Annotated in this window: 6 protein-coding genes; all 6 read right to left on the bottom strand. The window is 53.6% G+C overall.

The features are described 5' to 3' along the window. A partial coding sequence (locus tag DMG62_22555; GenBank protein PYY20679.1) for a dolichol-P-glucose synthetase occupies nt 1-388 on the bottom strand: 388 nt, incomplete at its 3' end. A 272-nt stretch (nt 389-660) separates the two neighbouring features. Continuing rightward, nucleotides 661-2,445 carry a hypothetical protein gene (locus DMG62_22550; GenBank protein PYY20678.1) on the bottom strand — a complete coding sequence of 595 codons (1,785 nt, stop codon included), beginning with the start codon at nt 2,443-2,445 and terminating at the stop codon, nt 661-663. A 170-nt stretch (nt 2,446-2,615) separates the two neighbouring features. Next, nucleotides 2,616-3,200, bottom strand: a complete 585-nt coding sequence (locus tag DMG62_22545) for a hypothetical protein (protein ID PYY20677.1) — start codon at nt 3,198-3,200, stop codon at nt 2,616-2,618. A gap of 65 nt (nt 3,201-3,265) precedes the next feature. After that, entirely contained in the window at nt 3,266-3,535 is a 270-nt protein-coding gene (locus DMG62_22540; GenBank protein PYY20676.1) for a hypothetical protein, read from the bottom strand. Nucleotides 3,536-3,561: 26 nt separating this feature from the next. Continuing rightward, nucleotides 3,562-4,362 (bottom strand): hypothetical protein, encoded by an 801-nt coding sequence (locus DMG62_22535; protein PYY20675.1) that lies wholly within the window; start codon nt 4,360-4,362, stop codon nt 3,562-3,564. Continuing rightward, nucleotides 4,362-5,608, bottom strand: a 1,247-nt coding sequence (locus DMG62_22530; protein PYY20674.1) for an AMP-dependent synthetase, incomplete at its 5' end; no start/stop codon positions are given. The genes DMG62_22530 and DMG62_22535, both read right to left, overlap by 1 nt.

Genomic DNA, 5,608 nt, shown 5'->3' with positions numbered 1-5,608 from the left:
TCGGAGGCATGGCGCCGGGCGAAATCCCACCGCGGTAGCGGTTACCCATCACGAGGTCATATCCCTCGCGAAGCTTTGCGACAAAAGGCGCGAGTGCCGAAAAGTCGTAACTCTCATCCGAGTCTCCCATGATGACGTATTCACCTTTCGCGGCGGCAATCCCGGCGGACAAAGCCGCCCCGTAACCACGGACCGGCACCGCAATAACACGCGCATTCAACCCCGTCGCCAGCTCGATTGATCCATCGGTGCTCCCGTTGTCCGCTACGAGCACTTCTCCGCTGATTCCGTACTGCTCAAGAAATCGCTGCGCCTTAGCGATACAACCAGTCAGAGTCCGCGCCTCGTTAAGACAGGGCATGAGGATTGTCAGTTCGGGCCTCATCATATGCGATGAAAAAGGGGTTCCTTATGACGGCTCTTCATCGAGAGTTTTCTCTTTCCCACCGATTCTGCCGACAACTCCCCAAAAAAGCCGATTCCATGCAGGCCCAGTAACGTGATTGTCACGAATGCCTGCCAGATGCCGGCGTGTGTCGCTACCTTCAACCCGGTAGCGCAACGAATAGGAGGGCAGGCTGGGAGCCGGCACTGGCGACATCCTGAACAATAGACAACCAAAAACCGTAATTCAAAAACGAACAACAGCATGTGAGATGTTCACTCTCGATCGCGTCTGAGTGATCGGCGTATCCAGGCTTCGTTCGTATTTGTTACTCTTTTTGCGTTTCTTTGCTTCTTCGTGAGATGCCCTGGGAAAGCCCGTGTAGCGCTCGGAGTTGGAGTCGGGCTTCCGCCGCCGCTTACCAAAGGATGCGGATAGACAAATGGACCAACATAATCGACGCCGTTCAGGGCTGCCTTGTATCGCGCTGAAACTTCCGATGGAGTGGTGTCCCATGCGAAGTCGGCGCCTAGATTGAAGTAATCCAGCCCAAGCTTAGTGGTGGGCTGAGCCGGGTGCACGTGAAGACCGTACACATGATTACTTGGTGAATGAATGTTGTTCCACGAATAGCAAGGTTCCAATGCCTCATGCGTCCACCAAGGTTTCGCAGCCTTAGTATTGACGGGTTTCTGTTGGCCCGCTACCTGATCGCCCTTTCCCCTCCCGTTTTGGTCCATCATCGTCAAAACACGATGGATTTCATAAGCGTCTCCACGATTGAAGATCAAATGGCCGCCATCAGGAGCAGAATAATAGAAATAGGTGATCGTGTTCGATGTGTTGGAAATGATGAACGAACCAAGCCCATAAGATGCAGATGCCGGATTCGCGTTCTTAATGCTGTAGCCGACCCACTGATTTGGTGTCCATGATTTCGTCGAATCATGGATCACACCTTTCGAGTCGATGGAGCTGGTGTCTGTCCCGCTATCGAAAAGATATGGCGGGCGCCCTTCAACGTATGTGCCATTTCCTTCTGTATCATTTTGATCCCATACGCTGGTTCCGTCCGCCATCCCCCAAACCGGATGAGGGCGTGCGGGCGTTTCACGAAAGTTCGGCAGGTTGCAATGGCTCTTGCGGGGCGAATCCACGCCGATGAACAAATTATCATGCCACAGACTTGTACCAGATCGCTGCCCGCTTGGGGCCCCTGGAACAGTCATGTTGATCGTATTGTCATAAAATTCACTGACACGCTGGCCGCGGGCTGCACCGCCTTCAGTTCCGTGGCCTGACGGAATGCTATTTTTCAAGTAGTTATGGCGAGCCACCCATCGTCCGCCGTAAGATGTATCAATAAAATAACTTGGCATGCGTGTGTCGCTCCTGACCGTGTTGTCTTCAATGAAAAAGAATTTCCCGGTTCCATACCACGGATAATCAGCCCACGATCCATTGCCGTTCGTTTGGGAAGCCCCTCCCCAGGTGTCATGCATGATAAGAAATGGATAAGTACCGCGGCTGAAATCGAACACGTTATGATCCGCAACGCCATATACCCACCCGTTGACCCAGATTATCTTACCCTGATAAAGCGAGTTGAAATGGCAATGATCAACGCGCATAGAGGTGCACGGAGCCGAGTCACGATGACTAAAGAAGCGAATTGCCCCGTCACTACTAGCAACAGTAGTATCGCTGCCCGGTGAGAAGGTGATTCCGGTCAAACGAAAGGATTGGTTCGAACGGATCGCAACCTTGATTATGCCTCTCTCAGAGCCGGTTCTTCGAGTGTCATCCGTAATGATTGTCGCATCGTCGATCGTGGGATTGTCGTTGCCAGCGCCATTGATAGTTGTCGCGCCTTGTAGTGTAACACCCTTTGTGATTTCCAAGCGCGAAGTCCAGCTAAATGTCCCGGCGGGAATCGTGATCGTATCGCCGTCGTGTGCGGCATTATGCAAGGCCTGCACACTCGCCGCCGACCCGTCGGAATCGTAAACCGTGGCCCCGCGCAGAGCGGAAAAGCCGCTCAAAATCAGCATCGTAAACATCACTGCACTAACGTGCAGCCGGACAATGCCTGACCCTGGCGCTGTTTGGCCGTGAAGAACAACTCTGCCAACACTTCCGAGCGTTTGTATTTTTTGCGTCATCTTTATTCGGCCGGAGTCGCTACGTCAACAGCATCGCTGGGCCGCATGAGATTGCCGCCGATGGCTCTTTAGTCCTCTGGGGATGCCGGCCGGCGATCTGCGGCGGGCTTTCGGATTGGTCGCAGACCCTTCGCCAACTCCTTTATCGAAACCTCGCGTCCAAACGGGATTTCCACTGTGGCGATGGCTTGCGCCGGATTCCCTTGCACCACGGTTTTAGGAGGAACGGATTTAGTGACGACACTTCCGGCAGTGACTATCGCTCCGCGGCCAATGGTCACACCCGGCAGTACGATCACTCCCGCGCCGAGTGTGGCATCTTCCTCGATCATTACGCCCTGCTGTTCACGATAATGCGCAATAAGGGTAACCCGCATTCCAATAGCTGCTCCGTCGCGAATGGTAACAAAGTGCGGGCACGACGTTTCTATTATGGCGTCATATCCGATCCACACGTCCTTTCCGATGTTAACGCCGCGCCAGCGGTTGAGACAGACTCGCAGAGTTGTAGCACCCGGTGCAATTCGGGTGAGCAACAGAAGAATTCTGTTTTTTAATCCGGGCAGCAGTCGCTCCGCTGACATATTATCGTTTTTTTCGGTAGCATTCTTGTTTCGTTTTTCAGCGTCAAAAATTTTCGACGGCCATAGCATTATTGGACCAGAATTAGCGCATTTACCCGGGCTGAGCGTCAGACCTCTATCCACGAGTATTGCGGTTATCGTTTTGCATTCTCTGCAGTATATCGTGCCAGCGGCCCAATTCTTGTGATATCTTCCGCATCTAGCAGGCCCAAATCGAGTCGTATTTGAAATTCATGCTCAATCGCGCTGATCATCTCGAGTATTCCGAGCGAATCGATTACTCCAGCCAAGAAAAGATCGAAGTCGTCTGGAAGTTCTGCAAGGTTCACTCGCATCCCTTTGATCGGTTCAGAATATCTCGTCAAGAGAAAGTCCCGAACATTGTCCTGAGTAACGTCCTTCATTGTATCATCGAGTCCACAGGGCCTTTTCAGCCGGCCAAAGACCGAAGGTAAAAACAATCGTTAAGCCCGTCAAAGCGCCAGCCCATTGATTCATGCAGCGCAGCGAGACGGGTTTCGGTCTGATTGATCCAGAGAAACCCCGCGTGAATGCCGCGCTGATGCATTACGCCATAGAAATTGCTTTGCAGTCGCAAAAAATCCAGAGCGTTCCCGCTGAGATTGTAGATGTAATTGTAGTTCACCCGTGGCCCTTCAAGCTGGAAGCACACTGCTCCGCGGATCCGACCCACATCGCGGTTGACGATGACCCACTGCTTTTCAACGTAATCGCGTAAGCGGTGCTTCGTGGGCAGGTGATCGGTGTATTTATTGAAGCTTTGGAAAAGCCCGTCGTAAAGCTGATCGACGTCGGCGGGCAGTGCGAATTCCAGCGCAGGATTCGGTCGCAGTGGAGGCAATCGATAAGTTATCATGCGACGGTAAGTAGCGATGGGACTGAACCCGGCTTGTTGAAAGGCGGCGGCTACCGTTTCGTCAGCCGCTTCGTCAGCCGCCTTTGTAAAGTAACCAGCGACTACCTCACGTGGAAACTTTACCTCATGCAGAGTTTGCCCGAGGTCGGCTAAATCAGTCGTAAAAAAATAGAGCCGAAAAAACTCGTGCTCATCATTTAGCAATAAGACTGTCCGCGCCGTTGCGGCACTGAGAATCTGTGATCCCACGATTTGCTGGCGGAAATAGTTCGTAAAAAAGCCGCCGATCGATTGAGCTTTGACGAGCGCCATTTCCTCGTGAACCCTCGCAATGCTGTCTGGCTGGAACTTCATTAGCCCGCAACGTATTCTCGGCGATTCTTTTTGAATCGTCCTCCGTGCATCGCACTTTCCACCAGCCTCACTCGAACCGGAATCTGAAACTCCTGAAGGCGATGGCGGCAAAATCGTCTAAGCTCGCGATGGAACTCTCGCACATCGCGTGGTTGCCGGAGCCGAATCGCGGCACACGGTATCTGGCCCATGATGGCGTTTTTCTCGCCGTAGACTGATACCTCTGCGACTTCCGGCATTTCCTGGACGACACTTTCGACTTGCGCCGGGTAAACTTTCTGGCCGCCGACATTAATAATATCAGACTGCCGCCCGAGGATTCGGAAATAATCACCGTCGACTTCGACCTTGTCGCCAGTATTAAACCAGCCGTCGTCGGTGAACGGGTTTGGCGCGTTGAGATAGCCGAGCATCGCAGATTCCGCCTTGATTTGGAGGATGTCGTCCACCACGCGAGTCTGAAAACCTTCGCCCCCCAGCCTGACCCAAAGTGAATCCGACGAGCGTGATTTCGAACGCAAGATACCTACTTCCGACAGTCCGTAGGTCTGTTGGAGCTCGACGTTGGGTAGCGCCTGATGGAACCGGCGCAGCGTGCTCTCGGGCATTGGCTCCGTCCCGTAACTGACGATTTTTAAGGACGACAAATCGTAGCGGTGATGGGCTTCGCTTAAAAGAATAAGGTTCATGAACGTCGGCGAAGTGGGGAGTAGTTCCACTTTGTGCCGTTCGACCGCCCGCAACACGCTGTCGGGATCGCGACCCTGCACTGTCACAATGCATCCCGCATTCGAGAGCTGATAGAGCATCGTGTTAAAGCCGCCGATGTGGTCGTAAAGCAGGAACGTGATGGCGCGTCGGGCATGCCGGCGGACTTTGAACTTGGCGAGCATCCCAACGATATCGTGGACCGTTGCCTTGCTCTGCCCCGTCGAGCCGGAGGAAAATAGAACCAGCCCAGGATGCCCGCGCTTACGGAGCCGTTGCACGATTTCGTGCGCTTCGGGTCGCTCGAAAGGTGTAAGCCGCGCCTCATCACGCGCATCAAGTTCGAGTAATGCCTCGACTCCAGAAATCGCCATGAACTCGGCCTTTTTCGCAGCGACGGAAGAGGTCAGCGGGACCGCGATGTAGCCGGTTTCAATCAGCGCCAGCATGAGCGCGATCGCATTCGGCGAAAAATCCGCCTCGACGGCTGTGACCGTTCCGGCCGCGATCCGATTTTTTCGCAGATAGCTGCGCCACT

Source organism: Acidobacteriota bacterium, from assembly GCA_003225175.1.
Classification (GTDB): Bacteria; Acidobacteriota; Terriglobia; order Terriglobales; family Acidobacteriaceae; genus Gp1-AA112.
Note: the sequence above shows the minus strand (reverse complement) of the source record. Positions and strands in the feature narration are given on the sequence as shown.

What these genes read in the sequence shown, in the direction of transcription:
- DMG62_22545 (PYY20677.1), bottom strand. Translation starts at nt 3,200, where the DNA reads ATGCTATGGCCGTCGAAAATTTTTGACGCTGAAAAACGAAACAAGAAT.
- DMG62_22540 (PYY20676.1), bottom strand. Translation starts at nt 3,535, where the DNA reads ATGAAGGACGTTACTCAGGACAATGTTCGGGACTTTCTCTTGACGAGA.
- DMG62_22550 (PYY20678.1), bottom strand. Translation starts at nt 2,445, where the DNA reads ATGTTTACGATGCTGATTTTGAGCGGCTTTTCCGCTCTGCGCGGGGCC.
- DMG62_22535 (PYY20675.1), bottom strand. Translation starts at nt 4,362, where the DNA reads ATGAAGTTCCAGCCAGACAGCATTGCGAGGGTTCACGAGGAAATGGCG.